This is a genomic window from Nitrosophilus labii, from assembly GCF_014466985.1.
Classification (GTDB): Bacteria; Campylobacterota; Campylobacteria; order Campylobacterales; family Nitratiruptoraceae; genus Nitrosophilus_A; species Nitrosophilus_A labii.
This window is the reverse complement of sequence record NZ_AP022826.1, coordinates 863,596-884,495: the sequence shown is the minus strand read 5'-3', so window position 1 is coordinate 884,495 and position 20,900 is coordinate 863,596. Positions and strand designations below refer to the sequence as shown.

Annotated in this window: 18 protein-coding genes and 1 other RNA gene; 1 reads left to right on the top strand and 18 read right to left on the bottom strand. The window is 33.8% G+C overall.

Going from position 1 to position 20,900, the window contains the following annotated elements:
• Positions 1-166 precede the first annotated feature (166 nt).
• The 16 genes from NIL_RS04515 to mltG form a co-directional block, all read right to left on the bottom strand.
• Positions 167-1,597 carry a Mur ligase family protein gene (locus NIL_RS04515; protein ID WP_187648413.1) on the bottom strand — a complete coding sequence of 477 codons (1,431 nt, stop codon included), beginning with the start codon at positions 1,595-1,597 and terminating at the stop codon, positions 167-169.
• Between the two features lie 20 nt (positions 1,598-1,617).
• A complete protein-coding gene (locus NIL_RS04510; RefSeq protein WP_187648412.1) occupies positions 1,618-1,887 on the bottom strand; it encodes an acylphosphatase in 270 nt (89 codons plus the stop codon).
• Entirely contained in the window at positions 1,874-2,599 is a 726-nt protein-coding gene (estV, locus tag NIL_RS04505) for an EstV family lipase (protein ID WP_187648411.1), read from the bottom strand. Before estV ends, NIL_RS04510 begins: the two co-directional genes overlap by 14 nt.
• A 163-nt stretch (positions 2,600-2,762) precedes the next feature.
• Positions 2,763-3,109: RNase P RNA component class A (gene rnpB / locus NIL_RS04500), an RNA gene on the bottom strand.
• A gap of 135 nt (positions 3,110-3,244) precedes the next feature.
• Positions 3,245-3,814, bottom strand: a complete 570-nt coding sequence (locus NIL_RS04495; RefSeq protein WP_187648410.1) for a 2-oxoglutarate:acceptor oxidoreductase subunit OorC — start codon at positions 3,812-3,814, stop codon at positions 3,245-3,247.
• An 82-nt stretch (positions 3,815-3,896) separates the two neighbouring features.
• Positions 3,897-4,751 carry a 2-oxoglutarate ferredoxin oxidoreductase subunit beta gene (locus NIL_RS04490; RefSeq protein WP_187648409.1) on the bottom strand — a complete coding sequence of 285 codons (855 nt, stop codon included), beginning with the start codon at positions 4,749-4,751 and terminating at the stop codon, positions 3,897-3,899.
• A 10-nt stretch (positions 4,752-4,761) separates the two neighbouring features.
• Positions 4,762-5,910, bottom strand: coding sequence for a 2-oxoglutarate synthase subunit alpha (locus NIL_RS04485; RefSeq protein WP_187648408.1), 1,149 nt, complete (start codon positions 5,908-5,910; stop codon positions 4,762-4,764).
• Positions 5,911-5,919: 9 nt separating this feature from the next.
• Complete coding sequence (locus NIL_RS04480) at positions 5,920-6,258, bottom strand: 4Fe-4S dicluster domain-containing protein (RefSeq protein ID WP_187648407.1); 339 nt, start codon at positions 6,256-6,258, stop codon at positions 5,920-5,922.
• Between the two features lie 10 nt (positions 6,259-6,268).
• Positions 6,269-6,553, bottom strand: coding sequence for a heavy-metal-associated domain-containing protein (locus NIL_RS04475; protein WP_187648406.1), 285 nt, complete (start codon positions 6,551-6,553; stop codon positions 6,269-6,271).
• Complete coding sequence (sucD, locus tag NIL_RS04470) at positions 6,550-7,422, bottom strand: succinate--CoA ligase subunit alpha (RefSeq protein ID WP_187648405.1); 873 nt, start codon at positions 7,420-7,422, stop codon at positions 6,550-6,552. The genes NIL_RS04475 and sucD overlap by 4 nt, the downstream gene beginning before the upstream one ends.
• On the bottom strand, positions 7,422-8,594 hold the full coding sequence (gene sucC / locus NIL_RS04465; RefSeq protein ID WP_187648404.1) for an ADP-forming succinate--CoA ligase subunit beta: 1,173 nt from the start codon (positions 8,592-8,594) through the stop codon (positions 7,422-7,424). The genes sucD and sucC overlap by 1 nt, the downstream gene beginning before the upstream one ends.
• A 122-nt stretch (positions 8,595-8,716) precedes the next feature.
• Positions 8,717-9,271 (bottom strand): Fe-S-containing hydro-lyase, encoded by a 555-nt coding sequence (locus tag NIL_RS04460; protein ID WP_187648403.1) that lies wholly within the window; start codon positions 9,269-9,271, stop codon positions 8,717-8,719.
• Between the two features lie 9 nt (positions 9,272-9,280).
• Positions 9,281-10,144 carry a fumarate hydratase gene (locus NIL_RS04455; RefSeq protein ID WP_187648402.1) on the bottom strand — a complete coding sequence of 288 codons (864 nt, stop codon included), beginning with the start codon at positions 10,142-10,144 and terminating at the stop codon, positions 9,281-9,283.
• Positions 10,141-11,097 carry a malate dehydrogenase gene (mdh, locus tag NIL_RS04450; protein ID WP_187648401.1) on the bottom strand — a complete coding sequence of 319 codons (957 nt, stop codon included), beginning with the start codon at positions 11,095-11,097 and terminating at the stop codon, positions 10,141-10,143. Before mdh ends, NIL_RS04455 begins: the two co-directional genes overlap by 4 nt.
• 50 nt (positions 11,098-11,147) lie before the next feature.
• Positions 11,148-13,364: an NADP-dependent isocitrate dehydrogenase gene (locus NIL_RS04445; RefSeq protein WP_187648400.1), complete on the bottom strand. Its 2,217-nt coding sequence runs from the start codon at positions 13,362-13,364 to the stop codon at positions 11,148-11,150.
• Between the two features lie 108 nt (positions 13,365-13,472).
• Positions 13,473-14,360, bottom strand: coding sequence for an endolytic transglycosylase MltG (gene mltG / locus NIL_RS04440; protein ID WP_246434470.1), 888 nt, complete (start codon positions 14,358-14,360; stop codon positions 13,473-13,475).
• 1 nt (position 14,361) lies between these two features.
• Here mltG and NIL_RS04435 point away from each other — a divergent pair, with 1 nt between their 5' ends.
• Positions 14,362-16,908: a YhdP family protein gene (locus NIL_RS04435; protein ID WP_187648399.1), complete on the top strand. Its 2,547-nt coding sequence runs from the start codon at positions 14,362-14,364 to the stop codon at positions 16,906-16,908.
• Positions 16,909-16,913: 5 nt separating this feature from the next.
• On the opposite strand, the gene NIL_RS04430 is transcribed toward NIL_RS04435, so the two are convergent.
• Both NIL_RS04430 and secA read right to left on the bottom strand, forming a co-directional pair.
• Positions 16,914-18,116 carry an FtsX-like permease family protein gene (locus NIL_RS04430; protein WP_187648398.1) on the bottom strand — a complete coding sequence of 401 codons (1,203 nt, stop codon included), beginning with the start codon at positions 18,114-18,116 and terminating at the stop codon, positions 16,914-16,916.
• Between the two features lie 125 nt (positions 18,117-18,241).
• A complete protein-coding gene (gene secA / locus NIL_RS04425; RefSeq protein ID WP_187648397.1) occupies positions 18,242-20,845 on the bottom strand; it encodes a preprotein translocase subunit SecA in 2,604 nt (867 codons plus the stop codon).
• Between the last annotated feature and the right edge of the window lie 55 nt (positions 20,846-20,900).

Genomic DNA, 20,900 nt, shown 5'->3' with positions numbered 1-20,900 from the left:
CAGCAAATTCAATAAAAAAGTTTTTAATATCTTCCAAAATTATTCCTTATACAGTTTAACATTGAATATTAGAAGTTAGTATATCGGTACATTTGTATATTGGTGTATTGGTTTTTTCTATGCTTTTTTCAATATGCCAACACACTAATAACCAATATACAACAAACTACAAATAAGCCGGCGTGTCGTTACTAAAAAGTATCAAATCACCGAGCTTAGTTTGTTCGGCCAAAATGTTTTGGAGTTTTGATTTGTCATCAACTACTATTTTTTTCGCTCTTTTTATATTATTGTTTAAAACCTCTCTATTCATTTTACCGGTAATTAAAACTAGATCAAAAACTTCGTCAATCTTTTTTGCAAGTTTTTCGTTTGCCTCTTTTGTCGATTCCACGATTCCTGGAGTTACCAAAACTTTTCTTCCTTCGTAACTCTTAACAAGTTCGTATGAGCCTATCATCCCCTCAAGATTTCCGTTAAAACTATCATCTATGATGATTTTGCCTCCGGCTTCTATCTTTTGGAGTCTATGTTCTACCGGTTTTAACTCTTTTACCGCTTCTACAATATCGTCGATTTCCATACCCAACTCTTTTGCCGCCAATACTGCCGCCGCAACATTTACCGCGTTAAATACGCCAAGAATAGGTGCTTGGATGCGGTAATTTTCTCCGCCTACCTCTAAATCGAAACAGATACCACTTAGATCTGCTTTTAGATTTTTTATATTTTGTCCAAACTTTATAAAATTTTCTTTATTTTTGATAGGTATTTCATAATAGACAAAAGCTTTTTTTAATCTTTTTGAAGCTAAAAGTTCTAGTTTCGTAGCGATAATATTCTTTATCGTTTTAAAGTACTCTATATGTTGTGGGCCAATTTTTCCTATAATGGCATAATGATGATTTAAAAAAGAGGCAATTTCGTAGATATCTCCCCTCTCTCTAGCTCCGGCTTCTACAATATAGATTTGAGTATCTTTCGGTAAAGTCTCATTTATATCTTTTAAGATCCCACCTATCGTATTTACGCTTCTAGGAGTTGAATAAGTTTTATACTTTTTAGAAAGAATCTGCCTCAAAAAATTTTTGATACTTGTCTTTCCGTAGCTTGCAGTTATAGCAACGATAGTAGGGTCTATCTCATCTAGCCTCTTTTTAGCCTCGTTTTTATACATCATAAAAAGAAACTTTTCTATAAAGTTTGAAACAATCAGAGCAAATGCCAACGGCAAAATGGTGCTGAAAACTTTACACTCAAATTTTGCCAAACAGAGCATATCCAAAAAGAGTGTAAAAAAGAGAAGTGTTACAAAAAACCTTTTTACTCTCGCGGTTAATACCAGATTTTTATCAAGTTTTTTCTGCCACAGATACAAAAGAGTTATATAGGGTATCAAAAGAATAAAAACATACTCTCTTAACGCATAATATGCAAATAGGGGGAAAAGAAAAAAAAGAATATGAAGATATGGATTATGATGATGTAAAATCACTCTTTTTAATCTATAGTTGTACCATTGAAGATTGAGAATAAGATAAAAACCGAGTGAAAAAGTAAAAATAATATGTTCTATAAAATGCAAAAGCTCAACCATAAAAAAATCCTTTATTAAAATTAACGGATTATTTCAAAATCGCCGTTATAAATCTCATCAAATTTTTCTATATCTATATTGTCAACTCTTGCTAGAGGCGGACCCTTTTTCAAAGCTTTCAAAAACTCTTCAAACTGCTCATCTTTTAAGGTGGCTACCACCTCTACTCTCCCGTCTGGAAGATTTCTAACATAACCGCCGATATCTAGATTATCCGCCACTTCTTTAGTATATTTTCTATACCATACGCCCTGGACTCTTCCACTTATTAAAAATCTATACGTTTTCATAACTATCCTCTATCTTTTTTGATATAAAATCACTATTTTGCAAAAAGAAGTAATGGTCTCCTTTTAAAGGATAAAAACTACTTTTTCTTATCAAAGAGGCGATTTTTTCACCACTTTTTAAAGATGTAGCTCCGTCTTCATCTCCCCAAAAGATTAAAACCTCCCCCTCATACTTTTCAAAAAAGTAAGAGAAATCCTCATCTACTACGTTTTTGAAAGTTTCATACATATTTTCACTCATCTTTTTAGCATCTTTTGAAACAAAAAACTCTCTTATTTTTTTCCCGCCAAATGGTTTTAATAGTTTAAATAAAGTGATTTTCGCTCTTACTTTCAGAGGTTTTTTTTCCAAGATTCCCGCACTACTAAGCAGTACCAAAAGTTTAGGATTTAAAAGAGTGGCAACTTTTCCACCGAAAGAGTGACCTACAATTATATCTTTCTTAAAACCGGACTCTTTCAAAAAAAGTTCTATTATATTAGCGTAATCTTTGGTTTTTAAAACTTCGCTATTTGGCGACTTACCAAATCCCGGCATATCTATATAAATGTGCCTAAAATTTTTTAAACTATTTTTAAAGGCCGACTTCATTACTTCTTTATTACTACCCCAACCATGAAGAAAAATTATATCTCTACTCTCTTTTAGATTAACTATCTCATAACTAATACTAAATCTTTTCTCTTTATAAATAATCTCTTTTAAAGCCAATATATTCCTCAATCTTTTTTTCTAAATTTTATCAAAGGAACCCTTGATTAGACGTAAATCGACTCCCAAATAAAAAAAATGGTGAAATATCTTTAACAAACTTCTCTATTTATTTATGGATTTAAATTTAAAATTAGATAATATCAATACAGAAAGAAAATTGAAGTTTGGCATAGCTGTAAGCCGAGTTCTGTATTTGACGGCTATTTATCTAAGGCTCTATGTCACCATAGAGCTCTTGCGTCAGGCTCAAATTATGAGGCTTTAACCAGACCTGACTTGCTGCGGGTTGGGTTTACAATGCCCTCCGTATTGCTACGGAAGCGGTGAGCTCTTACCTCACCCTTTCACCCTTACCTGTGCCTCGCGGCCATCGGCGGTTTGCTTTCTGTTGCACTATCCCTCGACTTATCCCAATGGGCTTCGTCGGCCACCCGTTAGGTGGAACCCTGCCTCATTGCAGCTCGGACTTTCCTCTGGAGTAGATCCAGCAGCCGTCTGCTATGCCAATGAAATTATATCTTAAATTTAGCTGAAAGTAAAGATTTTAGAGATTAAAGATATTTGAAGAAAAAAAATTGAATTGGGAAAAGGAGTGTTAAAATTACACTAATTCCTAATTCCCAATTCCTTATTTCAAAACCATTATACTTTTAAAGGACCCTTTTCTAAGGCCTCTCTTGCGTATTTTTCGCCAAGTTCAAAAGCTTTCTTGTTAAGTTCTACAACTTTTGCAGGAACTTTAGAGATCATAGTTTCATAAACAAGATCTCTATCTATACATTTTGTCATCTCTACAGTAATACCTAGAGCTACAACAGACTGCGTTACAACATTTCCTACTTCTTCTTTAGCGATAGTAATCAAAGGGATTTCATATATTTCCCACTTTTGTATATCTTCATTTGAAGGAGTTGCCAAGTTTGGTTCAACTACAATTCTTCCACCAGGCTTTACGCCGCTTTTGAACTGATCATAACTAACCTGAGCAGTAGAAAGCATATAATCTATCTCACCCTCATTAGCATAAGGATATAAAATCTCATTATCGTCTAAGATAATATCAACTTTTGTAGGGCCACCTCTAACTTGAGAAGTATAGGTAGCGGCCTTTACCCCAAATCCGCCTTGTTTAATCTTTGCAGTTGCCAATATTTCACCTGCAAGTAAAACACCTTGTCCGCCAACACCAGTAAATCTCAATTGATATCTCATAGTCAACTTCCTTTGAGTTTGTTTTTGTTATTTCTTTGAATAACTACTATGAGTCCCCTAAAAAGGGGAGTCATTTTAGCTATTATCTAGATTTAATTTCAATTGGTACATCCACTTTTTTCTTGTTTTGAGCTGCTTCAATAACTAAATCGTATGCTTCACAATACTCCATTTGCGATTCATCGTGATGAAGAATTCCGGTTGGGAAATAAGCTTTTTTCTCTTCGTCACTCAATTTCTCCCACTTTTTAAGTGGCATAGTAATACTATCTATCCAGTCTTGATTTTGGATAGCCTCACCCATTTTATTCTTTCTTCCTAAGTTAACGTGACAGTTACTTAGTACGTCAAAAAAGCTAAAACCTTTATGCTGGAAACCTTTTATAAACATTTTTTCAAGTTTTCTTGGATCAGTTACAGTCTCTCTTGCTATAAAAGTAGCACCTGAACCTTTTGCTAATTCACAAGCGTCAAATGTTGGATCAACATTACCATACTGAGTCGTAACTGCCCACATACCTTTAGGGGTAGTTGGACTAACTTGAGAGTTTGTTAATCCGTATATAAAGTTATTTATCAATATAAAATTTATATCTATATTTCTTCTGCATCCATGTATAGTATGGTTACCGCCTATAGCTAGACCGTCGCCGTCTCCAGCAACACAAATGACATGTTTATCTGGATTAGCAAGTTTTATACCTGTTGCATAAGCTACAGTTCTACCATGTGTAGTATGTACGGTATTACAATCGATATATGAACTAAATCTACCACTACATCCAATACCAGATACTACACAAACATCATCCATACTCCATCCAAGCTTATCTATAGCTCTAATTAAAGCTTTTAAGATAATACCGTCTCCACATCCCCAACACCAAAGTGTTGGCATCTTATCAGTTCTTAAATATTGATCATAATTAAAAGCCATTATTAACTCCTTATATTCCCATCTCTTTTAGTTTTTCTATCATTTCAGTAGGGCTGATTGGTCTTCCGTTTGCTTTATTGAGAGCAAGCGGTCTTTGTTTCATGATTCTCTCAACCTCATTAATATATTGACCCATATTTAACTCTGGCATTAATATCTTCTCAGCTGGGAATCTCTGTGACAATTCGGCGATCTTTTCTTCTGGACTTGGCCAAAGTGTTTTTGGTCTAAACATACCAATCTTTTTGCCCTCTGCTCTTAATCTATCAACAACCTCTCTTGCAGCCAAAGATACAGAGCCGTAACAGAATATCATATATTCCGCATCATCTAACATATACTCTTCCCAACTATCAAGAAGATCTTTTCTTCTAACGTCAATTTTTCTATGGAGTCTCTCGATAAGATTTTGACAAAGTACTTCATCCTCAGTTGGGAATCCAGTAGGTCCATGATGAAGACCTGTTACGTGATAATGATATCCTTGAAAAAATTTAGGAAGAACAGCCGGTTTGTCACTTGGAACATCGTAAGGTAAAAACTCGTTTTTTGGAATACTTGGATCCGGCTCAGCCCTCATAACTGTATTTGCTTCTACCTCTTCTAAATCAGGTAGTACAGCTTTACCAACCATATGCCCTATTGTTTCATCTAGTAACACAATTACTGGGGTCATTAACTCTTCAGCAACGTTAAATGCTCTAACTACTTCGGTATAACACTCACTCAGATTTCCTGGACAAAAAGTTATTGATTTGTAATCTCCGTGAGTAGGATATCTAGACATCATAACGTCACCCTGTTGTACCCTTGTAGGAAGACCAGTAGATGGACCACCTCTCATAACGTTTGTTATAACTAAAGGTACTTCAGCTACAAAACCTAAACCTATTTGTTCAGCTTTTAAACTCATACCTGGACCAGAAGTGTTTGTCATAGATTTTACACCGCTCATACTAGCACCTAATGCAACACATATACCCGCAATTTCATCTTCCATTTGTATAAATTTTCCTCCTACTTTTGGAAGAAGAACACTCATCTCGTGAGCAACTTCACTTGATGGCGTAATAGGATATCCACCAAAAAATCTACATCCTGCATCTATCGCAGCTTTAGCTGCTAGTTCATTTCCGCTAGATATTACTTCTCTTGCCATTACCTCTCCTTATGCACTTAAAACTGCTAGATCTTCTTCTCTAGCCATAAAATGATTTTTCTTAATTGCTTCTGCTCTCTCTTTTGCTTCTTCAGAGAGTTTTGCGAATTTATACTCTTTTCTATCTGCAACCATTATCGCAAAATCAGGACACTCAAGTTCACAATCGTTGCATCCTATACAACTATCAGGATAAACAACTTTTACCATAGCGCCAAGAATTGTTTTTGGCTCAGGCACCATTGCCAATACACCAGCAGGGCAATATGCCACACACAAATCACACGCTTTACATCTGTTTTCATCAACCCAAACCGGAGTATTCTCCGGAGCTTTTATCAATGCCATTTTCACTCCTTCACTTTAAAGTAAACTTGCCTACTGCACAAGAGATAAAACTTTTTGTTTTAAGTCCAAGCTCTTGTGCTTTAGATAAATCTTCATCAATTAGAGGATATCCAAGCTTTTTTAAAATTGCTTTTAATATCTCTTCATCTTCACTATTTTCTATGTCAACTGTTACGATTCTGGGCTCTTTTGTCAAATCAACTTCAACATTTTCAAAATGAGGAGAGAGTGCATTTTTGATACTATTTGCGCACCCTTCACATTTTATATTTAAAACGGTAAAACTTTTTCTCATTTCCCTAACGCTTTAGATACCGTTTTTCCGATATCGGCAGGAGATTTTACAACATGTACGCCTGCAGCCGCCAACGCATCCATCTTCTCTTGTGCCGTTCCCTGACCACCACTGATTATAGCGCCGGCGTGTCCCATTCTTTTACCTTTAGGCGCAGTTTGACCTGCAATAAACGCAATAACAGGTTTTGTAATGTTGTTTTTAATAAATTCAGCTGCTTCAATCTCTAAAGTTCCGCCTATCTCACCTATCATCACTATAGCTTCAGTTTCAGGGTCAGCTTCAAAAAGAGGAAGTAACTGTTTGTAACTAAGTCCGATAATAGGATCGCCACCAATACCTACGGCTGTAGTAATTCCAAGTCCCTCTTTTACAACCTGATTACTAGCTTCGTAAGTTAAGGTACCAGATTTACTTATAAGGCCAACAGGACCTTTTTTGAAAATAAATCCCGGCATAATACCGATTTTACACTCTTCTGCGGTAATTATCCCCGGACAATTAGGGCCAATTGTTTTCATACCTTTTTTTGTAGCATACATTTTTGCATACATCATATCTTTAACAGGGGCACCTTCAGTTATGATGACCGCAAGTTCTATACCCGCGTCCGCGGCCTCCATAACAGCATCAGAAACGAAAGCAGGAGGAACAAATATCATACTTACAGTTGCACCCGTAGCATCTACAGAATCTTTAACTGTATTAAAGACAGGTCTATCTAAATGAGTCTGTCCTCCTTTTCCTGGTGTAACACCTCCAACAATGTTTGTTCCATAATCTATACATTGCTCACTATGAAAAGTTCCCTCTTTTCCAGTAAAACCTTGAACTATTACTTTTGTATTTTTATTTACTAAAATACTCATTACAACTCTCCTTTTGCAGCAGCAACCGCTTTTTTAGCGCCATCAGCAAGATCAGTTGCTGGAATAATATTTTTGATGTTTGCATTTTTCAAAATTTCAGCTGCTTCTTCCGCGTTTGTTCCATCTAATCTAACAATAACCGGAACATTCACATCTACTTTCTGAGTTGCTTGTAAAATACCGTTAGCTATACGATCACATCTAACAATTCCACCAAAGATATTTACAAATATACTTTTAACATTTTCATCTTGTAAAATAAGTTCAAAACCCTTTGCAACAGTATCAGGATTTGCACCACCGCCAACATCTAAAAAGTTTGCGGGCTCACCTCCCTCATGTTTGATAATATCCATTGTTGCCATAGCCAAACCAGCGCCATTCACCATGCATCCTACATTTCCGTCAAGATTTACGTAACTAAGACCATATTTTGCAGCTTCCACTTCAACAGGATCTTCTTCACTTAAATCTCTCATCTCTAAAATATCTTGATGTCTATAAAGCGCATTATCGTCAAAACCCATTTTAGCATCTAATGCTAAAAAATCTCCACTACCGGTTTTAATAAGAGGATTTATCTCAATCATATTAGCATCTTTGTCCATATAAACTTTATAAAGAGCCTCTGCAAATTTTATAAAAGGTCTAATCTCTTCTTTCGACAAACCTAATCCAAATGCCAGTTTTCTACCATGAAATCCTTGAAAACCAATTGTTGGATCGATAGCTACTTTTATAATCTTTTCAGGAGTTTTGGCAGCAACCTCCTCTATCTCCATTCCACCCTCTGTAGAAGCCATCATAACTGGCATCTCAGTGGATCTGTCTAAAACCATTCCAAGGTAGTACTCTTTTTGAATATCGGCACCCTCTTCTATATAAACTTTTTCGACTTTTTTCCCTTCATGTCCTGTTTGATGAGTTACTAGAGTCATACCTATAAGCTCTTCTGCAATCTTTTCAACTTCATCAAGACTTCTTGCAAGTTTTACACCACCGGCTTTTCCTCTTCCTCCGGCGTGTATCTGAGCTTTTACAACCCATAAGTCACCGCCAAGTTCCTCAGCGACTCTTTTGGCTTCCGGTCCCGTAAAAGCAACTCCTCCTCTAGGTACAGGAACACCATACTCTCTAAAAATCTCTTTAGCTTGATACTCATGAATATTCATTTAAACTCCTTTGGTTCTAAATTCATAAATTAGCTAGACCTATTTAATAAACGGTTAATGATTAAGATAAAAATACAATATGATTAATATTGAATTATCAACCAATTATTATTAACTACTAGCTAATTTTTCTCCCACTGTTTTCTACCCTCTTGGTAAAGATCATTACCGTACGTGTCATTAACTACAACTACAGGAAAATCTTCAACCACAATCTCTCTAATAGCTTCTGGACCAAGTTCTGGATAGGCAATAACTTTTGCGTCTTTTATTCTCTGTGCAAGCAGAGCTCCTGCACCTCCAACTGCACCAAAATATACGGCTTTATGTTTTTTACAACTCTCTTTTACAGCCTCGTTTCTTTTTCCTTTGCCAATCATTCCCTTTTGTCCATGCGCAATAAGAGTTGGAGCATAACTATCCATTCTATAGCTCGTAGTAGGTCCTGCACTTCCAATAACTTCCCCTGGCTTAGGAGGGGTAGGCCCTACATAATAGATAACAGTACCTTTCAAATCAAAAGGTAAAGATTTATTATTTTGAATCAACTCAACAAGTTTTTTATGTGCTGCATCACGAGCAGTATATATAGTACCGGATAAATAAACGATATCTCCAGCTTTTAGTTTTGTTACATCTTCTTCTTTTAATGGTGTTTTTAATCTATATTCAGCCATTTTACACCTTTAAATAGTTATATGGGAATGTCTTGAACTGTGACACTGTACATTTACCGATACAGGTAATGAAGCAATATGACACATACGTCCTGGCTGGAAAGTTTCTATATGAACTGCAAGAACAGTTTGTGTTCCGCCCATACCCATTGCACCAATGCCAAGTTTATTCAATTCATCCTTGATCTCTTCCTCGAATGCTGCAAGCTCGGGATCGGGATTTTTTGTTCCTATACTTCTAAAAAGAGCATGTTTACTCATAACTGCAGCATAATCGAAACTACCTCCTATCCCAACGCCTACTACTAAAGGAGGACATGGATTTGGTCCAGCATCACTAATCACTTTTTTTACAAACTCTTTAATCCCTTCCTTTCCTTGAGCAGGAGCTAAAACAGTCGCGCGACTAACATTTTCGCTACCCCCGCCTTTTGCCGCATACTCTATCTCTATCTTGTCTCCGGGAATAATATCGAAATAGATTACTGGTGGAAGGTTATATCCGATTTTCTCTTTTAGATTTTCTCTAGTAAAGCAGTCGCAAGTAGATGCCCTAAGAAATCCCTCTTTATATCCTTTTTCAGTCCCTTCATATATAGCTTCTTTAAGAGAACCACCCTCAATTTTTACCTCTTCTCCAATTTTAACGAAAAAAATAGCTAAGCCAGTATCTTGGCAAAGAGGTTTTGTCTCTTTTGCTGCTATTTCAGCGTTCTCCAATAATTGAGACAATACAGCTTTACTAACTTCGCTTTCCTCTTCTTCATAAGCCCTTTTTAAGGCTTTAAACATATCTTCACTTAAATGAGTGGTTGAGTAAACAATCATATCTTTGATAGAATTTACAATTGTTTCATATCTAACCACTCTCATCTTTTATCCTCAAAATAGTTATTATTTTTTAAAGTATCAATTAACTCTCGAACAGATTCCACGCTTCTATGGAACATCTCTTTCTCTTTTGGAGTTAACTGCAGATCGATAATCTTTTCAACTCCGTTACTTCCAAGCATTACAGGAACACCATTTGTTATATCTTCATATCCATATTCACCTTCAAGAAGCGTTGAACAAGGATAGATCTTTTTAGAGTCTTTTAAAATAGCCTCTACCATAATAGCAGTCGCACGGCCAGGTGCAAAATATGCAGATGTACCTAACAATTTAACTATCTGTGCTCCGCCGTTTTTAGTAAGCTCAACTATTTCTGCAAGTTCTTGCGGTGTTAAAAGGTCAGTTATAGGAATACCTGCCACAGTAGAATATCTAGGCAACGGAACCATATAGTCACCATGACCGCCAATTACGGTAGCTCTTATCTGTCCCGCACCAAAACCGAGCTTTTCATGAATAAAATGTGTCATTCTCGCTCCGTCAAGTATGCCAGCCATTCCTATAACTCTATTTTTAGGAAATCCGCTCTTTTTTAAAGCAACATATGTCATAGTATCAAGTGGATTTGTAACAATTATCAAAACCGCATCGGGGGCGTATTTTTTAACCTCTTCTACTATCTCACTAACTATATCGGCATTTTTAAACAAAAGATCGTCTCTACTCATTCCTGGTTTTCTTGGAAAACCTGCCGTTATAACCACGACTCTTGAGTCTTTTATATCTTCATAACTTTCAGCCGCTCTAACAATAGAATGGCTTCTTAGAGCCGCAGCGGCCTGATTCATATCTAGAGCTTTTCCTTTTGCTCTATTGACATCTCTATCGACAAGAATTACCTCATGGCATAATCCTTGCATAGCGATCGAAAAGGCGACAATACTTCCAACATTACCACCTGCTCCAACAACTGATACTTTTGAACTTGCCATATACATCTCCTTCATATTTAGCAGAAGCAAAAGCTTCTGCTTTAAATTTTTTATATAGAATTGATAATTGAATTAAATACCGCACTCGGTCTCATAGCTTTCTCAGCTTTTTCATCATTTGGATGATAATAACCGCCAATATCTTGAGGTTTACCCTCTGTTGCGGCAATTTCAGCTAAGATTTTCTCTTCATTGTCGCTTAACTCTTTTGCAACTTTAGCAAATTTTTCAGCAAGTTCAGCGTCTTCATTTTGCTCTGCTAGCGCTTCCGCCCAAAATTTTGCCAGATAGAAATGGCTTCCTCTATTATCTAACTCTCCAACTTTTCTTTTTGGAGTCATATCTTTATCTAAATACTGACCAACAGCTTTATCTAAAGCATCAGCCACAATATTGGCTTTTTCACTTGCTCCTTGTTTAACGGCAAGTTTTAGCGACTCAACTAGCGCCATAAACTCACCTAAACTATCCCATCTTAGGTGTCCCTCTTTGATAAACTGTTCAACGTGCTTAGGCGCACTTCCTCCAGCACCAGTTTCAAATACTCCGCCACCATTTAATAGAGGAACGATAGATAGAGTCCTAGCGCTTGTTCCAACCTCAATAATTGGGAAAAGGTCTGTTAAATAGTCTCTTAAAACGTTACCAGTAACAGCTATCGTTCCTTTCCCATTTCTAAATCTTTTTAAAGTATACGTCATAGCTTGCTCAGGAGCCATTATGTGATACTCTACGCCAGTCAAGTCTTCGTTTCTCAACGTTGCAACCACTTTTTTTATCAAATTTGCATCGTGGGCTCTGTTGCTATCTAACCAGAAAACTATAGGATATCCGCTCTCTTTTGCTCTTCTAACCGCTAGTTTTACCCAGTCAACAATAGCGTCATCTTTAGCGCTATACGCTCTCCAAATATCCCCCTCTTCAACTTCGTGGCACATTAAAGTGTTTCCATCTTCATCGATCGTTTTTATATATCCGTCAGCTGGAGGGAAAAATGTTTTATCGTGGCTTCCATACTCTTCAGCTTTTTTAGCCATCAATCCTATGTTTTGAACAGTACCTACTTTAGCAGGATCAAACTGTCCGTTTTTAACGATATCAGAAACTATTTTTTTATACATTCTAGCATAAGTTCTATCTGGAACAGTTATAACACAATCTTCAACCTCTCCACTTGGACCCCAGCCTTTTAGTCCATTTTTTATAACAGCAGGTATAGAGGCATCAATGATAACGTCGTTTGGCGCATGAAGGTTGGTGATACCCGCATCACTATCAACCATATACATTCTAGGCTGCTCTTTATAGATCTCATCAATACAATCTTTTATATCTTGCTGTACGCCTTCTGGTAGTCTTTCTAGTTTATTGTATAGATCAACAAGACCGTTATTTGGATTAAATCCAATGCTCTCAAGCTCTTTGCCAAACTTATCGAAAAGCTTCTTATAATAAACTCTAATAGCATCACCTATATAGACAGGATCAGAAACTTTCATCATTGTAGCTTTAACATGAAGAGAGAAAAGTATATCTTTATCTTTTGCTTCGTTAATCACCTCTTCATAAAAACACTTTAACTCTTTTCTATTTAATGAAGCTGCACTAAAAACTTCACCTTTTAAAACTTCTACTTCTTTTAAAACTTCAGTTTTGCTGCCGTCTTTTGATTCGAATATCAATTTTACAGTTTGATCTTTGTCAGATATAAAAGATTGCTCATTTTGATAAAAATCATTTTTTTCCATATGTGCAACGAAACTTTTGCTATCTGGAGATACATCTCTCATTTTATGAGGATGTTTTTTAGCATATTGTTTAACTGCTTCTGAAAGTCTTCTATCAGAGTTTCCTTGTCTTAAAACTGGATTCACAACCGAACCGACGCATCTTAAATATCTTTGCTGAATCTCAACCTCTTCGGCACTCTTTGGCTCCTCCGGATAATCAGGAATGTCATATCCTTGAGATTGCAACTCTTTAATCGCCGCAACCAATTGCGGAACTGACGCGGAAATGTTTGGAAGTTTCATAATATTGGCTTCTGGTTTTAAAACAAGTTCTCCCATATACGACAGTTCGTCTGGTACTCTTTGATCTTCTGGTAATCTATCAGAAAACTGCGCCAGTATTCTGCCGGCTAAAGAGATATCTCTCAACTCTATATCAATCCCGCTATCTTTTGTATAAGCTCTTGCAATCGGCAACAAAGAATAAGTCGCAAGTGCAGGAGCCTCATCTATTTTTGTCCAAATTATTTTCGCCATTATCTCTCCTTTTTTATGATTGATTATTAAGTATTCTAATAGTAACAATTTGTTGATTTAATTTTTATCAATTAGAGCTATTATTGTAAAAGAGTTGTAAATTATGTTTCATTTTTTCACAGCTTTTATATTTGTTAGATGTCTTTTATAAGAGGAAGTAAATATATGATTGCCATTTTTACCTTTTACAAAATATAAATAATTTACTTTTGCAGGAAAAATAGCGGCTTTTATAGCTTCTTTACTTACACAGCAAACCGGAAAAGGAGGAAGTCCTTTAAATTTGTATGTGTTAAAGGGGCTATTATCGTTTCTAATTCTTTTTTTCGTTATTTTTACATGAGAATATTTTCCATAGTTTAATGCACCATCCATTTGTAAAGGCATTCCTAGTTTAAGTCTATTATATATAACAGCGCTTATAAGTGGCATCTCTTGTTCGTTTGCGGCCTCTTTTTGTATAATTGACGCTATAGTTATATACTTTTTAAACCATCTCTCTTTATCATATTTACCAAAAAATTTTTCAGAAATTTTTTTATGTCTTTTTAAAGAGGTAGATACCATATAATAGATAAAATGTTTTTCATCAATTCCGATTGGAATATGATATGTATCAGGTATTAATACGCCATCTGGAAAAGGAGAAATCTCAAGATAAAGTCTATTTAATTTCTTAAAATTAAGCTTCAATCTATCAGCAGCCTCTTTTAAAAAAATCTCTGTAGTCTCTCCAGGAATAAGTGTTACTTCAATCACGGGTGCTTTAGCTTTGGTAAGTTTATATAAAAAATCGCCTCGTGAAAGTTTTGTTATGCCTATATCTATCCATCCAGATTGTGGCGAACCCAAAAACCTCAAAAAGTATACGTCTAATGGGGTTAGTTCGAACTTTTTATCTATTAGGTATGTTATAATCTTTTTTATACTTCCTTTTGGAACATATATTACTTTTGTGGAATTTATAGGTACAGACAAATAGTAAGAAAGCATCATAATGATTATTAAAACAGTTTCTATAATAAATAAAATTTTGATAAGTTTTTTAATAGCCTCTCTCCTGATTTTAAGTATATTTTATCTCTTTTTACAAGAGGGAATAGTTATAAAGTCTTTAAAGTTACCCTCGATCAAAGTAGAAAAATTGTATCTAAAACTCGATAAAAAACTAATTTTAAAAGTGGATACTTTATATATAAAAAAAGAGAAAAAGGTAAATAGAAGTAATGATATAGAAAATTTTTTAAAAAGTTTCAGATATATTCCACAATTTTTTCAGAAAATCAAGATAAAAAATCTTAATTTCTTAAACTATCATGTTACGTTTTTATACAATAAAGGGATCTATTTTATAGATACGGACAAATACAAGTTTGCCGCAAAACTACATTTACATAATAAAACTCTTTTTGTAAAGGTTCAAGATTTTTACTATAAAAAATATGGACTCTTTTTAAAAGGGAGTTCTGTTATAAACCTGATAAACAAAAATATCTCATTTAATGGTGATTACCTTATTCAAGATATTAAAGGAAAAATAAAAGCTTCCCTTGAAAATAACATACTTAAGTTTAATATTGATTCGCAATATTTCAATAACGAATCATTAAAAAAAATCACAGAACTCTTTACTCTACATAAGACTATAAAAAATTGGATATATAAAAAAATAGTAGCAAACAAATATAGATTGGAGTATTTAAATGGTGAAATCGATTTAAAATCAAAAAATCTATATGTTCCAAAAAATTTTTCCGGAATCGCTTATGCATATAATTCAAAGATTAAATTTAATGAAAAACTTCCTCCTGTAAAGAGTGAAAAAATAACTCTAACTTTTAAGAATGATTCTCTATATTTTCAATTAAAGAATCCTGTCTATCTTAATAAAAATCTAAAAGATAGTTTTGTTGTTATCAAAAATCTAACTAGCAAAAATTCATATATTGATATAGTCATAAAAACTGCATCACCTATTGATAATGAGATAATACAACTTGTAAAAGCATATAACATAGAACTACCGATATACCAAAAAAAAGGTATTACAAATGGAGTTTTACGAATTATAGTTACATTTAAAAATGGTAAAGTTGATTTAGAAGGCACTTTTGTTGCAAAAAACTCAATTTTATCTCTAAAAGATATAGATCTTCACATAAAAAATACTACAGTAAGACTAAAAAATAACACTATTTATATAGAACCTTCCGATATAGAGATAAAAAATATTATAAAGTCTACTGCTAGTGGAAAAATTGATCTAAATAAAAAAATAGCAAATATAAAAATTAATAACTCTAAAATAAAAATATTGGCCAACAATGTAGAAATTTTAGATATTAATAATTTTGAAGATACATTAATAATAGATTTTTCAAAACAAGATAGTGTTTATATCTCAATAAACAGATTTTATACCGATATTTTTATAGAAAAAAATCTAACCAAATTCCATATCAAAGATTTAAAACACATTTCAGCATTTTCAAAACCCCTTAAAGAATTAAATATAAAAGAAGGGACTCTTTTTGTAACCACTAAAGATTATAAAAATTTCCAAATAAAATCGCATATTATTAAACCTAACGAAATTTTATACTTTAATAATTGTCCCGTCACTGATTTTAATATAGAAGGAGAAATTAAAACAGATGAAAGTAGTTTTATAATCAATGAAGGAAAGATCAAAGTAATTTATGATGAGATTATCAAGATCTATTTAAATGATTATGATATAAAATTAAAAGAGAAAAATAATAAAGAAAAAATATCTTATAAACTTCCAGATTTTCAATTACACGCAAAATCCTCTTCAATAGAGTTTATGAAACATTTAATACTAAGTGATCAATATATCATTACTCATAAAAACGGCCTTTTCGATTTTGAAAATATCTATCGCGATTCTAAAATTAATATTGAGGGAACTCCAGAAAAATTTTATATTAAAGCGACAAAGCTAAATGATACGTTTGTAAAGAAATTTCTCAATATCAAAAATATATATGGAGGAGAATATAACCTTATTGCCGTAGGAAATATGAACTATCTAAAAGGAAAAATAACTATATACAATTCAATTTTAAAAGACATGGCACTTTTAAATAATATTATGGCTTTTTTAAATACCATCCCATCACTAGTAACATTTTCAGATCCAGGTTATAGTAAAAAAGGATATAAAATTAAAGAAGGAAAAATTGATTTTAAATTTGAAAAAGGAGTCTTTTATATTAATAATTTAAACTTTATAGGAAAAAGTTTAAATATAGAAGGTAAAGGATTACTAAATTTAAATTCAAAAACTATCGATATGATCTTAACTTTGAAAACATTTAAAAAAATTTCTACACTATTAAGTAAAATCCCTCTTGCAGGATATATACTCTTTGGCAAAGACAATTGTGTATCTACACAACTTAAAGTTAAAGGAGATATAAATAAACCGAGAATCTCAACAAAACTCCCCGAAGAGGTTATAAAAGCACCCATAAATATTATCAAAAGAACGTTACAATCACCTTTTAAACTTTTTGAATAAATACTTTATTCATTTCTCAATACATTTATAATATTAACTTCAGTCGCTTTTTTTGCCGGGTAGTATGATGATAAAATAATGATAAAAACAGCCCCTAAAACAATAGAGTAAAAATCAATAAAAGAGAGTTCTAAAGGAAGTTTACTAGTTCCATATACATCGGCGGGAAGTTTAACTATATCAAAACTACCTAAAATATATATACCTAAAAACCCTAAAGCAATACCGCTTACAATTCCTACTCCTCCAATAATAGAACCAAGATAAAAAAATATCGACTTTATCTCTTTTTTCGTTGCTCCTAAAGATAACAGTAGCGCAATCTCTTTTCTTCTATTCATAACAGTCATCAACAAAGAACTCACAATGTTTAAAGAAGCTATCATAATTATAAGCATCAAAACTATAAAAAGAGCCCTTTTTTCCATAGCAAGTGCAGCAAAAAAGTTTCTATTTTGCTGCCACCAACCTACTATTCCAACATCTGAAGGCAAACTCTCTTTTATTTTGATTAAATCTTTTTGGGGCTCTTTTGAGTAAATATGAATCCCGCTAAACTCTCCTTTTTTAACACGCAATATTTTTCTTAGAGATTCAATAGTAGTATATACATAAGTTTTATCGTATGCTATAAGTCCTGATTTAAAATACCCCTTTAAAGTAAATCTTTTTATTAAAGGAGTTAAAGCAAATCCACTAGGATCTGTTTTTGTAAAGATAAACATCACCTTTTCGCCTTTACTTAAATAGAGCCTATCAAACATCTCTTTACCAACGATAACTTCAAATCTTCCTATTTTTTTATCTTTTATAGCATCTCTTAAAACCTCATTTATCTTCTTCTCTTTTTCGAAATCTACTCCAAAAAGTATGCTTCCCTCCATAATATCATCTTTTTTAACTATAGCTTGAGTAGTTATGTAGGGACTAAAAAGCAGATTTGGAAATTTTGTTTCAAGTTTTTGTAAAAGATTTTCATTAACCGAACCTAACAATTTAGGATAGATAGTCAAAGGATAATTCATAGTAAAAAGTTTTTTCTCAAACTCTTTATCAAAACCATTCATAATAGCCATAGCTATGATTAGAACCATAACTCCAACGGCTATGCCCAAAAAAGCAAGAAGTGCAGAAAGAAAGATAAAAGGTTGTTCCTTATCAAATCTTAAATACCTTTTTACAATATAAAAGACAAACTTTTTATCCATAATATTCCTAAACGATTCCAAAATAGCGAATATTAAATAAGAGAGTCAAAATAGTTATAATGAGTAGATGTATGATAATATTTCCTCTACTCATTCTTAGTTACAATAACTACAAACTAATGTAATCAGCCGTTAACCGAACTTGCTAAAACTCCCTTTTTAGGTCCGCTTTTACCGCAACAGTGCTTATATTTTTTACCGCTCCCACACGGACAAGGCTCGTTTCTTTTAGGTTTTTTAGCTCCTGTATTAGGTTTTGCAGATTCGTTTTTTACCTCATTTCCATGCTGCATTACGGCACCGGCCTTGAGCTCCTCTTCCATTCTTTTAAGTTCGGCTTCCAATCTTTTTATCTCTTCTTCCTCTTTTTCATCTCTAAGTTCGATTGTATGTAAAGTTTTTATAACTTCGTTTTTAATATTTCTAACAAGCTCCATAAATAGGTTGAAACTCTCTTTTTTATACTCTACTAAAGGATCTTTTTGATTGTAGCCTCTAAGCCCTATACCGGTTTTTAAAATATCCATCTGATAAAGATGATCTCTCCAACCATTATCGAGTATCTGTAGATATAAAATTCTCTCTATCTCTCTTCTTTGTTCCTCATCTACTACACTCATCTTCTTTTCATATTCTTCTTCCAATTTTTCGATAATATACTCTTTTAACTCTTCATAGTCTTTATCTTTAAGTTCATCTTCACTAAATTCACTTCGAAGTTCCTCTTTTAGTTTTAAAACAAGTTTTTCCAGATTAAAATCCTCTTTGGGTGACTCTGGGAAAATTTCGCATTCACTTAGCAGTTCATCTATATACTCACGCCTGTTTTCTTTTATTTTGCTATCTATATCGAATTTTGGATTCAATAATTCATGTCTAAATTTATATATAGTTTTTCTTTGTTCATTTGCCACATCATCATACTCTAAGATATGTTTTCTAGACTCAAAATGTAGAGCCTCAACTTTTTTCTGAGCTTTCTCGACAGCTCTTGTAACCATTTTGGACTCTATATGCTCACCCTCTTCTATTCCGAGTCTCTCCATAATATTTTTGATTCTATCACCACCGAAAATCCTCAATAGATTATCTTCTAGACTCAAGAAAAATTGGCTAGCACCCGGATCACCCTGACGTCCCGCACGTCCTCTTAGCTGATTATCTATCCTTCTACTCTCATGTCTTTCAGTACCAAGTATAAAAAGACCGCCTAGAGATCTAACTTCATCATCTATTTTTATATCTACACCACGTCCTGCCATATTGGTTGCAACTGTAACAGCTCCTTTTTTACCGGCTTGCGCAATTATTTCAGCTTCTTGTTCGTGATGTTTTGCATTTAAAACGGCGTGAGGAATCTTCTCTTTTTTTAAAAGTTCATGTAAAAGTTCGTTTTTCTCAATAGAGGTAGTTCCTACCAAAACAGGCTGCCCTTTTTTATGAAGCTCTTTTATCTTTTTAACAACGGCTTCATACTTCTCTTTTTCTGTTTTATAAATAAGATCATCCAAATCTTTTCTAATAACCGGTTTATTAGTAGGAATAGATATAACTTCCAAACCGTAAATTTGAGAAAATTCAGTAGCTTCCGTTTGAGCCGTACCAGTCATACCAGCTAACTTTTTATACATCCTAAAATAGTTTTGGAAAGTTATATCTGCAAGAGTTTGGGACTCCTCTTTTATCTCTACACCCTCTTTAGCTTCCAAGGCTTGATGAAGCCCTTCACTAAATCTTCTACCTTCACTTAATCTTCCTGTAAACTCATCAACAATTACAACCTCCCCATCTTTTACAACATAATCAACATTTTTTTCAAAAAGAAAATTTGCTTTCAATGCTTGATCAAGATGATGTGCGAGTATCGCATTTTCCAGATCGTATAGATTATTTACTCCAAAAAGCTTTTCAGCCTTTTCAATACCTTTTTCAGTTATCAAAATAACCCTATTCTTTTCATCTACGGTAAAATCTTCATCTTTTATCATCTGCTTTGCGATTTTATCAGCTCTTACATAGTTATCTAGTTTTCTATTTGTAGGACCTGAGATAATAAGAGGGGTTCTTGCCTCATCTATCAATATAGAGTCAACTTCATCTACTATAGCGTAGTTGTGTCCTCTTTGAACCATCTCATCCAAAGAGTATTTCATGTTGTCTCTTAGATAGTCAAATCCAAATTCGTTGTTAGTTCCGTATGTAATGTCGGCAAGATACTGCTTTTTTCTCTCTTGGTCATCATCGATCTCGCTTGTTATACATCCTACGTTGTAGCCCAAAAAATTATAGAGTTTCCCCATCTCGGTAGCGTCACGTTTTGCCAAATAGTCATTTACAGTCACTACATGAACACCTTCTCCTGTCATTGCATTTAGTGCAACTGCTAAAGTAGCGACAAGTGTTTTGCCCTCACCCGTTTTCATCTCGGCAATTTTACCATCATGCAAAACCATACCACCTATAAGCTGCACATCATAGTGTCTCATACCTAAGACTCTCTTACTTGCCTCTCTTGTAATGGCAAAAGAGTCCTCCAACACTTCATCCATAGTGGCTTCGCCTTTTTTAACCTTCTCTTTGATGGCGTTAAACGCCTCTTTTAGCTCTTCATCGCTATATTTTTCATATTTAGGTTCTAAATCGTTGATTTTTTTTACGCGTTTTTTGTATCTTTTAAGCTCTCTATCGTTTTTTGTTCCTATAACTTTTTGAACTAAATTTTTTAACATCTGTTTCCTTTGACATTTTACCGTTTTTGTATGAAATTTTATCATAATTTTAACT

What these genes read in the sequence shown, in the direction of transcription:
- NIL_RS04515 (WP_187648413.1), bottom strand. Translation starts at nt 1,597, where the DNA reads ATGGTTGAGCTTTTGCATTTTATAGAACATATTATTTTTACTTTTTCA.
- NIL_RS04510 (WP_187648412.1), bottom strand. Translation starts at nt 1,887, where the DNA reads ATGAAAACGTATAGATTTTTAATAAGTGGAAGAGTCCAGGGCGTATGG.
- NIL_RS04495 (WP_187648410.1), bottom strand. Translation starts at nt 3,814, where the DNA reads ATGAGATATCAATTGAGATTTACTGGTGTTGGCGGACAAGGTGTTTTA.
- NIL_RS04490 (WP_187648409.1), bottom strand. Translation starts at nt 4,751, where the DNA reads ATGGCTTTTAATTATGATCAATATTTAAGAACTGATAAGATGCCAACA.
- NIL_RS04485 (WP_187648408.1), bottom strand. Translation starts at nt 5,910, where the DNA reads ATGGCAAGAGAAGTAATATCTAGCGGAAATGAACTAGCAGCTAAAGCT.
- NIL_RS04480 (WP_187648407.1), bottom strand. Translation starts at nt 6,258, where the DNA reads ATGGCATTGATAAAAGCTCCGGAGAATACTCCGGTTTGGGTTGATGAA.
- NIL_RS04475 (WP_187648406.1), bottom strand. Translation starts at nt 6,553, where the DNA reads ATGAGAAAAAGTTTTACCGTTTTAAATATAAAATGTGAAGGGTGCGCA.
- sucD (WP_187648405.1), bottom strand. Translation starts at nt 7,422, where the DNA reads ATGAGTATTTTAGTAAATAAAAATACAAAAGTAATAGTTCAAGGTTTT.
- sucC (WP_187648404.1), bottom strand. Translation starts at nt 8,594, where the DNA reads ATGAATATTCATGAGTATCAAGCTAAAGAGATTTTTAGAGAGTATGGT.
- NIL_RS04460 (WP_187648403.1), bottom strand. Translation starts at nt 9,271, where the DNA reads ATGGCTGAATATAGATTAAAAACACCATTAAAAGAAGAAGATGTAACA.
- NIL_RS04455 (WP_187648402.1), bottom strand. Translation starts at nt 10,144, where the DNA reads ATGAGAGTGGTTAGATATGAAACAATTGTAAATTCTATCAAAGATATG.
- mdh (WP_187648401.1), bottom strand. Translation starts at nt 11,097, where the DNA reads ATGGCAAGTTCAAAAGTATCAGTTGTTGGAGCAGGTGGTAATGTTGGA.
- NIL_RS04445 (WP_187648400.1), bottom strand. Translation starts at nt 13,364, where the DNA reads ATGGCGAAAATAATTTGGACAAAAATAGATGAGGCTCCTGCACTTGCG.
- mltG (WP_246434470.1), bottom strand. Translation starts at nt 14,360, where the DNA reads ATGATGCTTTCTTACTATTTGTCTGTACCTATAAATTCCACAAAAGTA.
- NIL_RS04435 (WP_187648399.1), top strand. Translation starts at nt 14,362, where the DNA reads ATGATTATTAAAACAGTTTCTATAATAAATAAAATTTTGATAAGTTTT.
- NIL_RS04430 (WP_187648398.1), bottom strand. Translation starts at nt 18,116, where the DNA reads ATGGATAAAAAGTTTGTCTTTTATATTGTAAAAAGGTATTTAAGATTT.
- secA (WP_187648397.1), bottom strand. Translation starts at nt 20,845, where the DNA reads ATGTTAAAAAATTTAGTTCAAAAAGTTATAGGAACAAAAAACGATAGA.